General features: G+C 72.5%; 17 protein-coding genes. 9 read left to right on the forward strand and 8 right to left on the reverse strand.

Annotated elements, in window-relative coordinates; all coding sequences use genetic code 11:
- Positions 1–34 precede the first annotated feature (34 nt).
- Together ACZ4Z3_RS12490 and ACZ4Z3_RS12495 are read right to left on the reverse strand one after the other, a co-directional pair.
- Complete coding sequence (locus ACZ4Z3_RS12490; RefSeq protein WP_468500934.1) at positions 35–1,120, reverse strand: FecCD family ABC transporter permease; 1,086 nt, start codon at positions 1,118–1,120, stop codon at positions 35–37.
- Positions 1,117–2,121 (reverse strand): FecCD family ABC transporter permease, encoded by a 1,005-nt coding sequence (locus tag ACZ4Z3_RS12495; protein ID WP_468500935.1) that lies wholly within the window; start codon positions 2,119–2,121, stop codon positions 1,117–1,119. Before ACZ4Z3_RS12495 ends, ACZ4Z3_RS12490 begins: the two co-directional genes overlap by 4 nt.
- A gap of 379 nt (positions 2,122–2,500) precedes the next feature.
- Here ACZ4Z3_RS12495 and ACZ4Z3_RS12500 point away from each other — a divergent pair, with 379 nt between their 5' ends.
- Complete coding sequence (locus tag ACZ4Z3_RS12500; RefSeq protein WP_468500936.1) at positions 2,501–3,415, forward strand: HipA family kinase; 915 nt, start codon at positions 2,501–2,503, stop codon at positions 3,413–3,415.
- Positions 3,416–3,438: 23 nt separating this feature from the next.
- A complete protein-coding gene (locus ACZ4Z3_RS12505; protein ID WP_468500937.1) occupies positions 3,439–3,738 on the forward strand; it encodes an Rdx family protein in 300 nt (99 codons plus the stop codon).
- A gap of 13 nt (positions 3,739–3,751) precedes the next feature.
- Here the strand turns inward: ACZ4Z3_RS12505 and aceB are convergent, their stop codons facing one another.
- On the reverse strand, positions 3,752–5,377 hold the full coding sequence (gene aceB, locus ACZ4Z3_RS12510) for a malate synthase A (protein ID WP_468500938.1): 1,626 nt from the start codon (positions 5,375–5,377) through the stop codon (positions 3,752–3,754).
- A 226-nt stretch (positions 5,378–5,603) separates the two neighbouring features.
- Complete coding sequence (locus tag ACZ4Z3_RS12515; RefSeq protein ID WP_468500939.1) at positions 5,604–6,299, reverse strand: nucleotidyltransferase family protein; 696 nt, start codon at positions 6,297–6,299, stop codon at positions 5,604–5,606.
- A gap of 261 nt (positions 6,300–6,560) precedes the next feature.
- Between ACZ4Z3_RS12515 and ACZ4Z3_RS12520 the strand changes: the two genes are divergently transcribed.
- The gene (locus ACZ4Z3_RS12520; RefSeq protein WP_468500940.1) at positions 6,561–6,848 is read left to right on the forward strand and encodes a DUF5955 family protein; all 288 of its coding nucleotides are present in this window, start codon (positions 6,561–6,563) and stop codon (positions 6,846–6,848) included.
- Positions 6,849–6,941: 93 nt separating this feature from the next.
- On the opposite strand, the gene ACZ4Z3_RS12525 is transcribed toward ACZ4Z3_RS12520, so the two are convergent.
- Positions 6,942–7,733, reverse strand: coding sequence for a maleylpyruvate isomerase family mycothiol-dependent enzyme (locus ACZ4Z3_RS12525; RefSeq protein WP_468500941.1), 792 nt, complete (start codon positions 7,731–7,733; stop codon positions 6,942–6,944).
- Positions 7,734–7,836: 103 nt separating this feature from the next.
- Positions 7,837–8,634: an IclR family transcriptional regulator gene (locus ACZ4Z3_RS12530; RefSeq protein ID WP_468500942.1), complete on the reverse strand. Its 798-nt coding sequence runs from the start codon at positions 8,632–8,634 to the stop codon at positions 7,837–7,839.
- A gap of 276 nt (positions 8,635–8,910) precedes the next feature.
- On the opposite strand from ACZ4Z3_RS12530, the gene allB reads away from it, so the two are divergent.
- From allB to ACZ4Z3_RS12550, 4 genes are all read left to right on the forward strand, one after another.
- Positions 8,911–10,248 (forward strand): allantoinase AllB, encoded by a 1,338-nt coding sequence (gene allB / locus ACZ4Z3_RS12535; RefSeq protein WP_468500943.1) that lies wholly within the window; start codon positions 8,911–8,913, stop codon positions 10,246–10,248.
- Positions 10,249–10,299: 51 nt separating this feature from the next.
- Positions 10,300–11,415: an allantoicase gene (alc, locus tag ACZ4Z3_RS12540; protein ID WP_468500944.1), complete on the forward strand. Its 1,116-nt coding sequence runs from the start codon at positions 10,300–10,302 to the stop codon at positions 11,413–11,415.
- A gap of 93 nt (positions 11,416–11,508) precedes the next feature.
- Positions 11,509–12,135, forward strand: a complete 627-nt coding sequence (locus ACZ4Z3_RS12545) for a dihydrofolate reductase family protein (protein WP_468500945.1) — start codon at positions 11,509–11,511, stop codon at positions 12,133–12,135.
- A 133-nt stretch (positions 12,136–12,268) separates the two neighbouring features.
- Positions 12,269–12,673: a guanyl-specific ribonuclease gene (locus ACZ4Z3_RS12550; RefSeq protein WP_468500946.1), complete on the forward strand. Its 405-nt coding sequence runs from the start codon at positions 12,269–12,271 to the stop codon at positions 12,671–12,673.
- Between the two features lie 69 nt (positions 12,674–12,742).
- Here ACZ4Z3_RS12550 and ACZ4Z3_RS12555 read toward each other — a convergent pair whose 3' ends face one another.
- Positions 12,743–12,946: a hypothetical protein gene (locus ACZ4Z3_RS12555; protein WP_055539276.1), complete on the reverse strand. Its 204-nt coding sequence runs from the start codon at positions 12,944–12,946 to the stop codon at positions 12,743–12,745.
- Positions 12,947–13,125: 179 nt separating this feature from the next.
- Here ACZ4Z3_RS12555 and ACZ4Z3_RS12560 point away from each other — a divergent pair, with 179 nt between their 5' ends.
- Together ACZ4Z3_RS12560 and ACZ4Z3_RS12565 are read left to right on the forward strand one after the other, a co-directional pair.
- Positions 13,126–14,379 (forward strand): sensor histidine kinase, encoded by a 1,254-nt coding sequence (locus tag ACZ4Z3_RS12560; RefSeq protein WP_468500947.1) that lies wholly within the window; start codon positions 13,126–13,128, stop codon positions 14,377–14,379.
- 84 nt (positions 14,380–14,463) lie between these two features.
- Complete coding sequence (locus tag ACZ4Z3_RS12565) at positions 14,464–15,480, forward strand: hypothetical protein (RefSeq protein ID WP_468500948.1); 1,017 nt, start codon at positions 14,464–14,466, stop codon at positions 15,478–15,480.
- Between the two features lie 201 nt (positions 15,481–15,681).
- Here ACZ4Z3_RS12565 and ACZ4Z3_RS12570 read toward each other — a convergent pair whose 3' ends face one another.
- A complete protein-coding gene (locus tag ACZ4Z3_RS12570; RefSeq protein WP_468500949.1) occupies positions 15,682–16,725 on the reverse strand; it encodes an aldo/keto reductase in 1,044 nt (347 codons plus the stop codon).
- Positions 16,726–16,838: the final 113 nt, after the last annotated feature.

The following is a 16,838-nucleotide window of genomic DNA, read 5'->3' on the forward strand; positions in this document are numbered from 1 at the left end:
TGAGCGGGCGTGAGCTCGGTGGGGCGGTCGTCGGTCAAGCGGTTCCTCCGGAGCGGTTGCCGCGGGTGCGGACGATCAGCCACATCAGACAGGGGGCGCCCACGAGGGCGGTGAAGACGCCGACCGGCAGTTCCAGCGGCGAGAGGAGCTTGCGGGCCAGCACGTCCGCGACGACCACGATCAGCGCGCCCGTCAACGCGGAGCACACCAGCGGGGTCTGCGGGGTGCGGGTCAGGCGTCGGGCGATCTGTGGGGCGAGCAACGCCACGAAGTCGACGGGACCGGCGGCCCCGGTCGCGGCGGAGGCGAGGACGACACCCAGGACGCTCAGCCCCAGCCGTACCCGGCCGAGCCGGATGCCCAGCGCGGTGGCGGTGTCCTCGTCGAACGCCGCGCTCCGCTGCGCGCGGGCCGCCCACAGCAGGAGCGGCACGAGCAGCAGCAGGACCGTGGCGAGCGGGGCCGCCTGGTCGTAGCCGCGGCCGTTGAGCGACCCGGTGAGCCACACCTTGGCCTGCTGGGCGACCAGATAGTCCCCCTTGGTGACCAGCAGCCGGGTCAGGGAGCCGAGCGCCACGGAGATGCCGATGCCGACGAGCACGAAACGGGAGGCGGAGAGCCCTCCCCGCCAGGCGAGCAGATAGACGAGGAGGGCGGCCAGCAGCCCGCCCGCGACGGAGACGTACGGCAGGACGGCGTAGGAGGTGAGGCCGAACGTCATCGCGGCGACCGTCGCCGCGCCCGCGCCGTGTGTCACACCGATGACGTCGGGACTGGCGAGCGCGTTGCGGGCCATGGTCTGGATCAGCGCCCCGGACAGCCCGAACGCGGCCCCCACCAGCAGCCCGGTCACCAGTCGCGGCAACCGCAGTGTGCCGACGACCAGTTCGTCCGGGCTCGGCAGCCCGAGCAGCACCCGCACGACCTCGGCCGGCGGGACGAACGCCTCCCCGACACACAACGACACGACCACAGCCGCCGCGAGGAGCACGGCCAGCACGACGGCCACGGCGAGCGCCCGCCGGTGCACCAGGAAACTGCTTCCTCGCCCGGCCCGCACGACAGCGTGCCCGGCGGGACGAACAGGGAGGGAAACGCGTGGTTCATCGACGGACGTCATACGGCCGCCACCGCCTTCCGCCGCACCAGCACGATCAGGAACGGCACGCCCGCGAGCGCGGTCATGACGGCCACCGGCACCTCGGAGGGCCGTACGACGACCCGGCCGAGGATGTCGGCGAGGAGCACCATGACGGGACCGAGCAGCGCGGCCATGGGCAGCAGCAGGCGGTGGCCGGGACCGACGAGGGCGCGGGCGATGTGCGGTACGGCGAGGCCGACGAAGGCGATGGGGCCGGCTGCGGCGACGGCGGCGCCCGTGAGGACGGTCGCGCCCAGGGCGCCGGTGGCCCGCAGCAGAGCGACGTTGCGGCCGAGCCCGCGGGCGATGTCGTCGCCGAGCGCGAGCGCGTCCAGGCCGCGGGCCATGGCCAGCACCAGCAGCAGACCGGCGAGCAGGAACGGCCAGACCTGGCCGGCGATCGTCGCGTCCCGCCCGCTGATCGAGCCGACGTCCCAGAAGCGGAACTCGTCCAGCGCCCGTGCGTTGGTGGTGAGGATCGCCGAGACGACGGAGGCGAGGAACGCGTTCATCGCCGCCCCGGCCAGCGCCAGCTTCACCGGCGACGCCCCTCCACGCCCGCCACTGGCGACGGCGTAGATGCAGACCGCCGCGGTTCCGGCACCGGCGAAGGCGTACCAGACGTACCCGGTCAGTGTGTGCACGTGGAGGAAGGCGATGGCGCAGACGACGCCGAGCGAGGCGCCCTGGCTGATGCCGAGGATGCCGGGCTCGGCGATCGGGTTACGGGTGATGCCCTGCAGGACCGTGCCGGCGACGGCCAGCGCGATGCCGACGAGCACACCGATGACCGTGCGCGGCACCCGCAACGACCGGACGACCTGGGCGTCATCGGTCGTGCCGCCGTGTGCCAGCGCGTCCCACACCGCCGACGGCGGGATCGTACGGCTGCCGACCGCGAGGCTCAGCAACACGGCCAGCGACAACAGGAGAAGGGCGGCGGCCAGTCGGCCGACACGGTGTCCTACGACTCCCGACATGCACCCTTCTCCATCACTTCCCCGCCCCCAGGCAGCTAAGGCTCACCTAAGAGTACGGTGTCGGAGAAGGGGGCCCGCCAGGGACCGCCTGCGCCGCCCGCGAGGCCGGTCTCCACCGGCCGGAGGCGGACAAGCAGCGGAGGAGGTCCTCCCTACGCCTCGGTCCTGCTGGAGGCGGGGGAGTCCGTGGTGACGCCGGCACGATGGCTCGGGCACGCCTCCCCTGCTGTCACGCTTGGTTACTATGCTCACTTCATGCCGGAGGCCGGAGGCCGGAAGCAAGGGGCGCACCGCCATTGACGGACTGCTGGGGAGAGCGGGAGACGAGCATGTCAGCCGAAACTCCCGGGATTCTCCCCAGCGCTGAACGGGGTTGAAGATGCTGAGAGAGGTCACCGCGACCCGCTACGTCACGCCCCTGCGGTCCGGCGGTTCCGTCCCCGGTGTCGTCGAGGCCGACGACCTGGGGACGTACGTCGTTAAGTTCACCGGCTCCGCGCAGGGCCGCAAGGCGCTGGTCGCCGAGGTGATCGTGGGGGAGCTGGCGCGAGCGCTCGGGCTGCGGTTCCCGGAGTTGGTCCTCGTCCACTTCGACCCGGCGATCGCCGACGACGAGCCCCACCAGGAGGTGCGGGAGCTGCACGGGGCGAGCGCGGGACTCAACCTCGGCATGGACTACCTGCCGGGCGCGAAGGACTTCACCCCCGAGGTCGCCAAGGCGTTCCCCGTGGATCCGGCCGAGGCGGGCCGGATCGTCTGGCTCGACGCCCTCACCGTCAACGTCGACCGCACGGTCCACAGCTCGAACCTCATGGTCTGGCCCACCCTCGGCACCGTCCCCCCGCGGCTGTGGCTCATCGACCACGGCGCCGCACTCGTCTTCCACCACCGCTGGGACGCCTCGGACCCCGCGAAGGCGTACGACTTCCGCCACCACGCCCTCGGCCACTACGCACCCGACGTCCGCGCCGCCGACGCCGAGCTGGCGCCGAAGGTCACCGAGAGCCTGCTGCGGCGGATCGTGGCGGAGGTCCCCGACGCCTGGCTGGCCGCCGAGGACGGCTTCGCGACGCCCGACGCGGCGCGCACGGCGTACGTCGACTACCTCCATGCGCGCGTGCGGGCCTCCGCGGCCTGGCTCCCCACGGACTTCCCCTCCCGGGAGGAACTCGCCGCCGAGGAGGCGCTCCGCGCGGCGAGAACACAGCGAGGCCGCCCGGACTGGCTCAAGAGGGTCCCCGATCTCCACGGCAAACCGGCGGCGGAACAGGATTGGTCGGTGCATCTCGGATGACGGACAGTACGGACAGTACGGACATGGTGGACGCGGCGACCGGCACGTCCCCCGCCCCCCGGCGCGTGTCGATCGAGTACTGCACCCAGTGCCGCTGGCTGCCCCGCGCCGCCTGGCTCGCCCAGGAACTGCTCACGACGTTCGAGGCCGAGCTGACGGAGCTGTCCCTCAGGCCGGGCACCGGTGGCGTCTTCGTCGTCCGGGTCGACGACGAGGTCGTCTGGGACCGCCGTGAGCAGGGCTTCCCCGAGCCGACGGCGGTGAAGAAGCTCGTACGCGACCGAGTGGCCCCGGGGAAGACCCTGGGCCACTCGGAGCGGTGAGGTCCGGCGGGCCTCAGCCGCGCAGCCGCTCGTACGCCGGCAGCGTCAGGAAGTCCGCGTAGTCCTCGTCGAGGGCGACCTGGAGGAGCAGGTCGTGGGCCTGCTGCCAGTGGCCGGCGGCGAAGGCCTCCTCGCCGATCTCGGCGCGGACGGCGGCCAGTTCCTCGGCGGCGACCTTGCGGGCCAGCTCGGGCGTGGCCTTCTCGCCGTTCTCGAACTCGACACCCGCGTTGATCCACTGCCAGATCTGGGAGCGGGAGATCTCCGCGGTGGCCGCGTCCTCCATCAGGTTGAAGATCGCCACTGCGCCGAGGCCGCGCAGCCACGCCTCGATGTAGCGGATGCCGACCTGGACGGCGTTGACGAGGCCGCCGTACGTGGGCCTGGCGTCGAGCGAGTCGATCGCGATCAGGTCGGCGGCCTCGACGTGGACGTCCTCGCGCAGCCGGTGCTTCTGGTTCGGCCTGTCGCCGAGGACCTTGTCGAAGGACTCCATGGCGATCGGCACGAGGTCGGGGTGGGCCACCCAGGAGCCGTCGAAGCCGTCGTTCGCCTCGCGGTCCTTGTCGGCGCGGACCTTCTCGAACGCGACCTTGTTGACCTCGGGGTCCCTGCGGGACGGGATGAACGCCGCCATGCCGCCGATCGCGTGCGCGCCGCGCTTGTGGCAGGTGCGGACGAGGAGTTCGGTGTACGCCCGCATGAACGGGGCGGTCATCGTGACCGCGTTGCGGTCCGGGAGGACGAACCGGGCGCCGCCGTCACGGAAGTTCTTCACGATGGAGAACAGATAGTCCCAGCGGCCCGCGTTCAACCCGGAGGCGTGGTCGCGGAGTTCGTAGAGGATCTCCTCCATCTCGTACGCGGCCGTGATCGTCTCGATCAGCACCGTGGCCCGGATCGTGCCCTGCGGGATGCCGACGTGTTCCTGCGCGAAGACGAAGACGTCGTTCCACAGGCGGGCCTCCAGGTGCGACTCCGTCTTCGGGAGATAGAAGTAGGGGCCCTTGCCGAGGTCGAGCAGCCGCTGGGCGTTGTGGAAGAAGTACAGGCCGAAGTCGACGAGCGCGCCGGGCACGGGCGTGCCGCCGGCGTCGACGAGGTGACGCTCGTTCAGATGCCAGCCGCGCGGGCGCATGACGACCGTCGCCAGCTCCTCGTTCGGGCGCAGCGCATACGACTTGCCGGTGCGCTCGTCGGTGAAGTCGATGTTCCGGGTGTACGCGTCGGCCATGTTCACCTGACCCAGGACGACGTTCTCCCAGGTCGGGGCGGAGGCGTCCTCGAAGTCCGCGAGCCACACCCGGGCGCCCGAGTTGAGCGCGTTGATGGTCATCTTGCGGTCGGTGGGGCCGGTGATCTCGACCCGGCGGTCCTCCAGGGCGGCGGGCGACGGGGCCACCTTCCACGAGTCGTCGGCGCGGATCGCGGCCGTCTCCGGGAGGAAGTCGAGCGTGGAGGTGCGGGCGATCTCCGCGCGGCGCTCGGCGCGGCGGGCGAGCAACTCGTCACGCCGGGGCGTGAACCGGCGGTGCAGCTCGGCCACGAAGGCGAGGGCCGCGTCGGTGAGGATCTCTTCCTGGCGGGGCAGGGGCTCGGCGTCGACGATGGCCAGCGGGGACGGCGCTGGTGCGGACATGAGCTGTCACTTCCTTCAGCGGGCGTGGCACCGGGTGTCGGTCGACCCGGGTGAGGCTGGGAGCGCCCTCGGGTTCAGGGGAGCGCTTCTGGAACGTGGATACTAGTTTCCTCATGGTGGAAGTTCAATGTTTTGTTGATGCCGGGATTCTCCGGGTCGAGGCAGGGTGACGCAGAGTGCCACTCCGCTCAGTACGCGCCGCTCATTCGAGACGGGTGAGGTCGGCTCATTCGAGACGGGTGAGGTCGTCCTCGGTGTCGATGTCGTACGGCCGCGCCACGTCCCCGCACTCGACGAGCGTGATGTCCTCCGTGTGCGCCTTCAGGTAGGCGCGTGCCCCCCGATCGCCGGTGGCAGTCGCCGCGATGCCCGCCCAGTGCTCGGCGCCGAAGAGGACGGGGTGGCCCCGTTCGCCGCCGTAGGCGGCGGCCACGAGCGACTTGCCCGCGCCGGCCGGCTCGTACGCGGCGAGCACCCGGGCAACGGCCTCCGGTCCGATGCCCGGCTGGTCCACGAGCATCACGAGCGCCGCCTCGGCGCCCGTACCGGCGAGCGACTCCAGTCCCGCGCGCAGCGACGAGCCCATGCCGTCGGACCACCGCGGGTTGTCCACCAGGACGCACTCGGGCAGTTCGGCCCGGGCGCGTACGGTCGCCGCCTCCGCCCCGAGGACCACATGGATCCGCGAACAGCCGGCCGCCCGCAGCACCGCGGCCGCGTGTTCGACCAGGGGGCGCCCACGGTGGGGGAGCAGCGCCTTGGGGCGCCCCCCGAGACGCCGCCCGCCGCCCGCGGCGAGCAGCAGCGCGGCGACACGAGGCGACGGGCCGCCGCCCTGCGCGCCCCGGCTGTCGCCGTGTGCGCCCTGACCTGCGGTCTCCGTATCGTCTCGGCCTGCGGGCCGTCGGTGGTCGTGTGTCATGCGCCCTGCATACCCGAACCGGCGTGCCGGTGCCCGTGAACCGGGGGTCGATGGCGTCCGTCGGCGGAGAATCCTTGGGGCTGAATTTCGGTCCTCGGTGTGGCGCTCGCCATACCGTTGGCGTTTACTGGCCCGCGCCACCCCCGGCGGACGACCTACGGCCAGGGGCGGCCGGTCGTGCGACGGGGCGCGGCCGGGTCTCGCGCGCGACGGTGTGCGTGAGGGGGGAGAGCTGGGTTGCGGAGCTTGGGGCAGAGGCCAGTGACCGGCAGTGGCGAGGATGCGAGGGTGGTGGAGCTGCGGTCCGCCGTGTCCCGGTTGCGTCGTGAACTCGCCGCGCATCCCGCCGAGTTCCCGGACCGGGGGATCGCGGAGGACGAGTTGGCCGCGCTGGCGGCGATGGTCGTGAGCGGCATGCCCGAGGTGCCCCGGTTGCGGCGGTCCCTGCTGTTGATCGCGGGGGCGATCGGCTCGGTCAGCGCGCTCGCGCGAGGGCTGGCGGAGGTCCGCACGGCGGTCGACCTGTTCGGTGAACCGCCGGGCCGGTGACCGCCGGGCCGGTGAGCGTCTGGCCGGTGACCGCAGGGGGTTTCGCCCCCGCCGCCCAGCACTCTCACCGGTGAGTCGCCGCCTCCTGGTCGGTTACTCCTCCGGTTCCCAGGCGCGGAGCAGATCGAACAGCCCTGCGTCCCCGTCGATCCGCACGGCGTCCGCCGAGATGCGGTCGTACATGAAGAGGATCAGCTCACCGGCCGTGCCGTGGACGGAGACGCCGGCCGCGTCCGGGCCCTCGCCGGCGGCGGTGACGGGCAGGCGGTCGGAGCGTGCGCCGTCCCCGTCGACCGTGAGGCGCCAGGAGGAACCCTCGGTGGCGTGGAAGTCGAAGGCCGTGGGCTTGTGCGGCCAGGCGGCCGTCGTCGCGCAGCAGGTGGACAGGAACTCGTCGACGCCGTCGAGCGCCACCGCGTCCGGCAGGGGCCGCGGAGCCCCCAGGGTGAGCTGGACGTCGTAGGTGTGCACGGCGGTCTCCTGGACCCGGTGCCGGGCGACGCCACCGGAGGTGGGCGGCGACTGCGACGCACTCCACCACGTCCAGCAACCGGCGTCCGGTCCGGCCTCTCGCAGCGCGCCCAGCAGCAGCTCGGTCGACTCGGTCAACCAGGCCGACAGGGCCTCGGGCTCCCGTGGCGCGACCAGGGCGGCGCGCTCGGCGACGGCCTCGGCCGCCGGAGCGTCGGCGGGGCCGGCGGCGACGAGGGCGGCCCAGAAGCGGTCGCCTCCGCCCAGGTGCTGTGCCAGGTCGAACAGCGTCCACTCGGGACAGGTCGGCACCCGCGCGTCGAGGTCGGACGCGGCGGCGACCGCGCCCCGGAACGCGATCGACCGTTCGTCGATCAGCCGCAGCAGGTCGGAGAACTCAAGTGTCGTGGCCACACCGGGTATCTATCACCGCACCCCGGCGACCGGACAGCGAATTTCGGCACCCACCGGCGGCCGCCGACGAAAGGGCACCCCTGAGCCGAGACGCGCCCGGTTCTCATCCCCCCGAGTTGGCGAGCGCTTCCGACAACTCCGCCGCCACCTGCTGCAGCACCGGCACGATCCGTTCCGTCGCCGCCTCGGTGACCCGGCCCGCCGGACCGGAGATGGAGATCGCGGCGGCGGTGGGGGAATTGGGGACGGAGACGGCGAGGCAGCGGACACCGATCTCCTGCTCGTTGTCGTCGACGGCGTAGCCCAGGTCGCGCACCTCGGCGAGCGCGGCGAGGAAACCGTCGGGTGTCGTGATCGTCTTCTCCGTCGCGGCGGGCATCCCGGTACGGGACAGCAGGGCCCGGACCTCGTCGGCGGGCAGATCGGCGAGCAGGGCCTTGCCGACGCCCGTGGAATGGGGCAGCACGCGGCGGCCGACCTCGGTGAACATCCGCATGGAGTGCTTGGACGGCACCTGCGCCACGTACACGATCTCGTCGCCGTCGAGCAGTGCCATGTTCGCCGTCTCGCCCGTCTCCTCGACCAGCCGCGCCAGATAGGGGCGGGCCCAGGTGCCGAGCAGCCGGGACGCCGACTCGCCGAGGCGGATCAGGCGCGGGCCGAGGGCATACCGCCGGTTGGGCTGCTGGCGCACATAGCCGCACACCACCAGCGTGCGCATCAGCCGGTGGATCGTGGGCAGCGGCAGCCCGCTGCTCGCGGACAGCTCGCTGAGGCCGACCTCGCCGCCGGCGTCCGCCATCCGCTCCAGCAGGTCGAAGGCGCGCTCGAGGGACTGGACGCCGCCGCTGGACGAGGACGACCTGGTGGAGTCGGTGGTGCTGGCGCTGGACGTCGGCACGGCGCGGGTCCTTTCACGAAGGCAGGCGAAGTCGCAGCCTACCGGGCAGTTCGTTGACTGCTCGCTTGCATGTCACTATGTTCTGCCTGACGGAATTTTCATTCCGGTTTGTGAAAATGTCCAGAGTGGCGGGGTGAGGAGCAGAGTGGGGGAGGGGGCTCTTGACGCGGCCCGACCTGGAGTGAAGACTCCTTCAACAGAACGTTGAATTCCGTTACGTGGAAGTAAAACCGGCGGACGCGGAAGAGAAACGACGGCAGGGCGAGAGGGGTCCGGGTGTCCGACGCTGAACTGGTGCTGCGCTCGACGCGGGTCATCACGCCCGAGGGATCGCGCCCCGCCGCGGTCGCGGTCGCGGACGGCCGGATCACGGCCGTCCTCCCGTACGACGCCGACCTGCCCCCCGGCGCCCGCCTGGAGGAGCTCGGCGACGACGTCCTGCTGCCGGGGCTGGTCGACACCCATGTGCACGTCAACGATCCGGGCCGTACCCACTGGGAGGGCTTCTGGACCGCGACGCGGGCCGCGGCCGCCGGCGGCATCACCACCCTCGTCGACATGCCCCTCAACTCCCTGCCGCCGACCACGACCGTCGACCACCTCCGTACGAAGCGGGAGGTCGCCGCCGACCAGGCGCACATCGACGTCGGCTTCTGGGGCGGCGCGCTGCCCGACAACGTCAAGGACCTGCGCCCGCTGCACGACGCCGGGGTCTTCGGCTTCAAGGCGTTCCTGTCCCCGTCCGGCGTCGACGAGTTCCCGCACCTGGACCAGGAGCGGCTCGCCCGCTCCCTGGCCGAGATCGCGGGCTTCGGGGGGCTGCTCATCGTGCACGCCGAGGACCCGCACCACCTCGACACCGCCCCCCAGCGCGGCGGCCCCCGGTACGCCGACTTCCTCGCCTCCCGCCCGCGCGGCGCCGAGGACAGCGCCATCGCGGCCCTCATCGACCAGGCCCGACGACTCGACGCCCGCGTGCACGTCCTGCATCTGTCCTCCAGCGACGCGCTGCCGCTGATCGCCGCCGCCAAGGCCGACGGCGTACGGATCACCGTGGAGACGTGCCCCCACTACCTCACCCTGACCGCCGAGGAGGTCCCGGACGGGGCGAGCGAGTTCAAGTGCTGCCCGCCGATCCGCGAGTCCGCCAACCAGGACCTGCTGTGGCGGGCGCTCGCCGACGGCACGATCGACTGCGTGGTCACCGACCACTCCCCGTCCACGGCCGATCTGAAGACCGACGACTTCGCCACCGCCTGGGGCGGCATCTCGGGTCTCCAACTGAGCCTCGCCGCGGTCTGGACGGCGGCCCGCGGACGCGGCCACACACTGGAGGACGTGGTCCGCTGGATGTCGACCCGCACGGCGAGCCTCGTCGGCCTCGACCACAAGGGCGCCATCGAGGCGGGCCGCGACGCCGACTTCGCGGTGCTCGCCCCGGACGAGACGTTCACGGTCGACCCGGCGGCCCTCCAGCACCGCAACCGGGTGACGGCGTACGCGGGCAGGACGCTGTACGGCGTCGTCAGGTCCACCTGGCTGCGCGGCGAACGCATCGTCGCCGACGGCGAGTTCACCGCGCCGAAGGGAAGGCTCCTCACCCGCACCCCCTGAACCGCTCCCGCACCCGCGGCGGCCCACAACCGAGAGGCAGACCTGATCATCGTGACGGCGATCGTGCACTTCACCGGCGACGCGAACCCGTACGGCGGCGGTGACCCGTACGCGGACTACCGCACCGCCGACCTCCCCTTCGCCCACTACACCGACCTCGCCGACCGCAGGCTCGGCGCCGGTGTCATCGCCGCCAACGACGAGTTCTTCGCCCAGCGGGAGAACCTGCTGCTGCCGGAGCGGGCCGAGTTCGACCCGGAGCACTTCGGGCACAAGGGCAAGATCATGGACGGCTGGGAGACCCGGCGCCGCCGGGGCGCCTCGGCCGACCACCCCTGGCCGACCGCCGAGGACCACGACTGGGCGCTGGTCCGCCTGGGCGCGCCCGGCGTCGTCCGGGGCATCGTCGTCGACACCGCCCACTTCCGCGGCAACTACCCGCAGGCGGTCTCGGTCGAGGCCACCTCGGTGCCGGGCACCCCCTCGCCCGAGGACCTCCTCGCCTCCGACGTGAAGTGGACGACCCTCGTACCGCGCACCCCCGTCGGCGGCCACGCGGCGAACGGCTTCGCCGTCTCCGTCGAACAGCGCTTCACCCACCTGCGTGTCAACCAGCACCCCGACGGCGGTATCGCCCGTCTGCGGGTGTACGGCGAGGTCGTCCCGGACCCCGCGTGGCTGGACGTCCTCGGCACCTTCGACGTGGTCGCCCTGGAGAACGGCGGCCTGGCGGAGGACGCCTCCAACCTCTTCTACTCACCGGCCACCAACACCATCCAGCCCGGCCGCGCCCGGGTCATGCACGAGTGCTGGGAGACCCGTCGTCGCCGTGACCAGGGCAACGACTGGATCCGCTACCGCCTGGCCGCGCAGGCCGAGATCCGTGCCCTGGAGATCGACACGGCCTGTCTGAAGGGCAACGCGGCGGGCTGGGCGAGTGTCTCGGTCCGGGACGGCGAGGACGGCACCTGGACGGAGATCCTCCCGCGCACCCGCCTCCAGCCCGACACCAACCACCGCTTCGTGCTCCCCGAGCCCGCGGTGGCCACCCACGCCCGCATCGACATCTACCCGGACGGCGGCATCTCCCGCCTGCGCCTCCACGGCTCCCTGACGGACGAGGGCAGGGCGCGGCTGGCGGCACGCTTCCAGGAACTCGGCGCCTGACAGCATCCGTCCCGGCCGCACCGATGAGTTGCGGGCCCCCGCGGGGTCTGAGGTGATGACAACAGACCCCGCACCAGGAAGCAGGCGATCGCCATGGGCAAGCTCGTCTCGACCGTCTTCGTCACCCTCGACGGCGTATACCAGGCCCCCGGCGGCCCCGAGGAGGACACCCGCGGCGGCTTCGAGCACGGCGGCTGGAGCTTTCCGTACGCCGACGACGACTTCGGGAAGTTCGTCGACGAGAGCTTCGGCAGGGTCGGCGCGTTCCTCCTCGGCCGCCGCACGTACGACATCTTCGCCTCGTACTGGCCGAAGGTGACCGACCCGGCCGACCCCGTCGCCGGCAAGTTGAACACACTGCCGAAGTACGTCGTCTCCACGACCCTCACCGACCCCGAGTGGTCCGGCACCACGGTCATCGGCGGCGACCTCGCCGACCAGGTCACCGCCCTCAAGGAGCGCACCGACGGCGAACTCCAGGTGCACGGCAGTGGGGCGCTGGTCGGTTCCCTGATCGACCTCGGCCTCCTCGACACCCTGCACCTGCTGACCTTCCCGGTGGCGCTCGGCTCCGGCCTCCGGCTGTTCCGGGAAGGAGCCGTGCCGACCGCCTTCCGGCACGCGGGAGGCCGGATCACCGGCAAGGGCGTCTCGATCCAGACCTACGAGCGGGAGGGGCGCCCCACCTACGGCAGTTTCGCCCTGCCCGAGGACGCCTGACGGGGCGTCGTATGTGAAGGAGGACGGGCCGTCCGTGAACTCCGGTTAACTCCCGGAAAACTTCACGGACGGGCCCGCTGAATCCTCGGACTTGTCATTGACATGTCATCGTCTACGCGCGTCATCATGAGGCATGCGATTCCCCCCACGCACTGCGCGCGCCACGCGTCTCGGCGCCACCGCCGCCCTGCTGTCCGCCCTCCTCATGGGCGGCACCGTCACCGCCAACGCCGCGGACACCTCGGCCGCCGCGGTCGGCAGCATCTGCCACAGCCGCCTGCCGTCGCAGGCGTACACCACGCTGAACCTCATCGAGCGGGGAGGCCCGTTCCCCTACAGGCAGGACGGGAGCGTCTTCCAGAACCGGGAGCGCGTCCTGCCCTCGCGGTCGAGCGGCTACTACCACGAGTACACGGTGAAGACACCCGGTTCCTCGACCCGCGGCGCCCGCCGCATCGTCACCGGGCAGCAGCACCAGGAGGACTACTACACCGCCGACCACTACGCGTCCTTCGACCTGATCGACCACGACTGCTGATCACCGTCGGGACACCCGCCGGGCCGTCCGCCCTCCCCCCACCGGAGCGGACGGCCCGACGGGCCCCGGTCATCCGGCCTTCCGGCTGTCGGCCGCCGCGAACAGGGCGAGCCCCAGCACGATCAGCGCGATGCTCACATAGATCTCGTAGCCGTCCAGCACGGCCCACCGCTGGGTCACCCCCCACCGCAGCTTGCCGGTGAGCTCGTAGACCAGACCACCCGAGCCCTGCAGGAGGGCGAGGAACCCGAGGAACTCCAAGAACTGCTTCATGGCAGGGATCCTCGTGCCGCGGACCCCTCCCACCCATCGGCCGCGTGGCCCTGCCCGGCCGACCTCGGTACCGATCCGTACGGCGCCGGGCCGCCGAAAGTCCACGAGGTCACGACTTTGGTCGCGATCCCCGGCGGAAGGGCGCCGACGGGGGCCGACTCTGCATAGATTTGTCGACTGTGAGTGGTGACCGACCGGTGCCCGAACCATCGGCCTTTCCCGGGCGGCGCTGGCTGTTGCCGTCCGCCGTCCTCGACCCCGCCCAGGACCCCGGCACCGGGCGGCCGGAGCGGCGACCCCGGCGCACCGCGCGCGACTGGGCCGTCGACTTCACCTGCTTCCTGCTGGCGGTGGGCATCGGCCTCCTCGCCCTGGACACGGTGAACAAGGAGGTCGGTCTCCCCGACACCTACGCAGCCCTCGACCAGGTGCTGGGCGCGCTCGCCTGCGCCGCGGTCTGGCTGCGCCGACGCTGGCCGACCGGGCTCGCCGTCGCGATGGTCCCGGTCTGCTTCGTGTCCGCGACCGCGGGCGGCGCCGGCCTCGTCGCCCTCTTCACCCTCACCGTCCACCGGCCCTTCCGGTACGTGGCCGGGGTGGCCGGCGTCTCCGCGCTGCTGAACCCGGTCTTCTACTGGCTGCGCCCCGACCCCGACGTCAGCTACCCCTGGGCGGTCTTCCTCTCCGTCCTGCTCACCGGCGCCATCGTCGGCTGGGGCATGTTCGTGCGCTCCAAGCGACAGCTGATGCTGAGCTTCCGGGACCGCGCCCGACGGGCCGAGACGGAGGCGGCCCTGCGGGCCGAGAAGGCGCAGCGCCTGGCCCGCGAGGCCATCGCCCGCGAGATGCACGACGTCCTCGCCCACCGGCTGACCCTGCTCAGCGTGCACGCGGGCGCCCTGGAGTTCCGGCCCGACGCGCCCCGCGCGGAGATCGTCCGCGCGGCGGGCGTCATCCGGGAGAGCGCCCACGAGGCGCTCCAGGACCTGCGGGAGATCATCGGCGTGTTGCGCGCGGGCGACTCCGACGACGCCGGACGCCCCCAGCCGACGCTCGCCGGGCTGGACGGCCTGGTCGCCGAGTCCCGCGTGGCCGGCATGAAGGTCGTCCTCGACAGCCACGTCATCGACCCCGCCGCCGTCCCCGCCTCCGTGGGCCGCACCGCCTACCGCATCGCCCAGGAGTGCCTCACCAACGCCCGCAAGCACGCGCCCGGCGCCGAGGTCACCGTCACGGTCTCGGGAGCCCCGACCGACGGACTCACCGTCCGCGTCCGCAATCCCGCCCCGCCGGGGGAGGTCCCGCCGGTCCCCGGCTCCGGACAGGGGCTGATCGGCCTGACGGAGCGGGCGACCCTCGCCGGTGGCCGCCTGGAGCACGGCCCCGAGGCGGACGGCGGCTTCGAGGTGCGGGCCTGGCTGCCCTGGTCCTGAGAACGGGTGTGCGCGGAGCCGGGGAGTCGACCATGATGGCCAGTCGACGCGTTCGGCACCGGGCACCTCGGAGGGGACAGCAGCGTGAGTTTCGGGGGACACGATCCGTACCAGCCGCTCCGGCCGCCGAACGGAGGACCGCACCCCCCGCCGCCGTACCCCGGCCCGTACGTGCCGCCCCAGCCCGGCCCGTCGCCCTACGGACCGCCGTTCCCCCACCCGCACGTGGCGCGGCGCCCGCCCTCCCTGTGGCAGCGGATGCGGGAGGACGACTGGCCGCCGCTGGGGGAGTTCCTGAGCGGACTCCGGCTGCACGGCTGTCTGTGGGCGCTGGCCGCGCTGTGCGCGTGGCCCCTGGTCGTCGGGGTGCTGGCGGGCTACCCGCTGGCCCGCTCCGCCCGCCGCCGGGCCCGGCGGCTGTTCCCCTCCGGGGCCCGCCACCGCGTCTTCGACCCGGGCGTGGCACGGGTGCAGCAGACCAGGGCGTGGACGGCCACCGCGATGTCCCTGCTGATCCTCGCCGTGTACGGCAGGCCGGAGGACGTGGACCAGGCGCAGGAACAGTTCATGATGCGGATCACGATCACCCCGTGGCTGCTGCTCCTGAGCGCACCGGTCGTCGTGGCGGTCCTCTTCCGCCGCTCCTCGCCCGCCGCCCGTCGCGCGATGCGCGCGCCGCTGCGGACCGCCGGCAGAACGGCCCTGTGGTACTTCGGCGGTTTCACCGCGGTGCCGCTCATGGTCGCCGCGATCCTCTACGCCAAGGACCGCATGGGCCCGGACGCGGGCCGCTGGGTGCCGCTCGCCCTCCTCGTGCCGCTGGTGTGGATGCTGCTGTTCCTCGCCTTCGCGACCGGCCCCGCCGTACGCACCGCCTTCAACACCGCCGACGTGCACGCGGCACTCCCGGCGCTGCTCACCGGCGTCCTGGTGTGGGAGCTCGCGGCGATCGGGCTGGCGATGGGCGGGATGCCGCCGGGGCCGCCGGTGGTGCGGTTCGCCGCGCTGGTGGGTGGGCCGTTGTCGGTGACGGCGGTGGCGGGGTGGGAGATCCGCCGGTTGCGGGTCCGGTACGGGGTGGGGTTGCGGGGCGCCTTGTAGCTCGGGGGTGCGCGGTTCCTTGGCGGGTGCGGGTTCGTCGTGGTTTCTCGCGCAGTTCCCCGCGCCCCTGGGGGACGGGCCTGCGGCCGGCCCTCCCCCTGAAAAGCACGGGGCGCAGCCCCGGGCGCCTCTCAGGGGCGCGGGGAACTGCGCGATCAGCCCCCACTCACCCGCAGCCGCCGACGAACCCGCACCCCCGAGCTATGAGGCGCCCCGGCCCCACTCCCGCGGCACCACCCGTTGGCCCGCCGAGCCGTACACCCAGGCCGACGCTTCGTCGATGAAGTCGCCGGGGAAGCCGAGACGGAAGCCGGTCGTGTCCTCCAGACGGGCCAGGACCTCCTCCGGCAGGACCAGCCGCGCCGCGCCCAGGTTGTCCGTGAGCTGTTCGGCCCGGCGGGCGCCCAAGATGGGGTGGACGGCGGGGGAGTGCGCCATGGTCCAGGCGATGGCGACCTGCGCGGGCGTGGCACCGAGCTCGTCCGCGGCGGACTGCACGGCCTGCGCGACCGCCCGCTCCCGCCGCCCGATGGTCTCCGCGGACAGCCGGGTCGCCGTACCGGGCTCCGGCCCGCCCGCCCGCGTGTACTTGCCGGACAGGATGCCGTTCTGCAGCGGGCTCCACGCCGCGACCGACATCCCGAACGCCTCCGCCATCGGCAGCAGCTCACGCTCGATGTCCCGGTTCAGGAGGCTGTACGGCACCTGGAGCGCCGACAGCGGGGACCAACCCCGCCACTCCGCGAGCGTGTTGGCCCGGGCCACCACCCACGCCGGGGCGTCCGAGATCCCGACGTACAGCACCTTCCCCGACCGTACGGCGTCGTCCAGCGCGCGCATCGTCTCCTCGACAGGGGTGTTCCGGTCCCAGATGTGCACCCAGTACAGGTCGATGTAGTCGGTCCCCAGGCGCCGCAGACTGGTCTCCAGCGACAGGGCCAGGTTCTTGCGGTGGTTGCCCGCCGCGTTGGGGTCGGTGCCGTCGCGCGAGACGGTGTACTTCGTGGACAGCACGAACCGGTCCCGCTGCCCCTTGAGCAGCTCGCCGACGATGCGCTCGCTTTCCCCGCCCCGGTAGTTGACGGCCGTGTCGATCACATTGCCGCCGGCCTCCGCGTACACGTCGAGGATGCGCGCGCACTCCGCCCGGGGCGCCCCCACCCCGCCCTGCTCGCCGAACGTCATGGCGCCGAGGAACAGCTCGGAGACACGGAGCCCGGTCCGGCCCAGGAGTCGGTAACGCACCCAAAACCTCCGTCAGTTGAATGCCGTACCGGCCGACACTAACGGGTCGCCCCCGCGGAAGGCGTCGGTCCGTGACGCGGCGTCATTACGGTAGGTCCATGACCGACATCCGA

This window comes from Streptomyces sp. NPDC030296 (genome assembly GCF_055572815.1).